1 protein-coding gene is annotated in these 281 nt (G+C 63.3%); it reads left to right on the top strand.

Annotated elements, in window-relative coordinates; translation table 11 throughout:
• Window positions 1–281: immunoglobulin-like domain-containing protein (locus tag K0F88_RS32125; RefSeq protein WP_219097884.1), on the top strand; the 281-nt coding region annotated here is incomplete at both ends.

Raw genomic sequence — 281 nt, 5'->3', positions numbered from 1 at the left:
GTAATCACCATCGCCGCGGGTGCGACCACCGGTTCCGTCACCGTCAAGGCGCCAGCCGATGACGTTTACAAAGACGCCGGCAAAGTTGAAGCGACGATCAAGGACGCCACTGGCGGCAACTTCGAAAACCTGGTGAAAGACCCGGCTGCGGCCGTGACTGATGTCCCCGACACCATCAACACCTCGACCGTCAGCCTGACCGCCACACCTTCCGTGGCCGAAGGCGGCACCGTGGTGTACACCGCGTCCGTCTCTGCACCAGTGACCGGTTCGCCGGTGGT

Source organism: Pseudomonas sp. UMAB-40, assembly GCF_900095275.1.
GTDB classification, from domain to species: domain Bacteria; phylum Pseudomonadota; class Gammaproteobacteria; order Pseudomonadales; family Pseudomonadaceae; genus Aquipseudomonas; species Aquipseudomonas mandelii_B.
The sequence above is the reverse complement of the archived record's forward strand: the minus strand, read 5'-3'. Positions and strand labels throughout refer to the sequence as shown.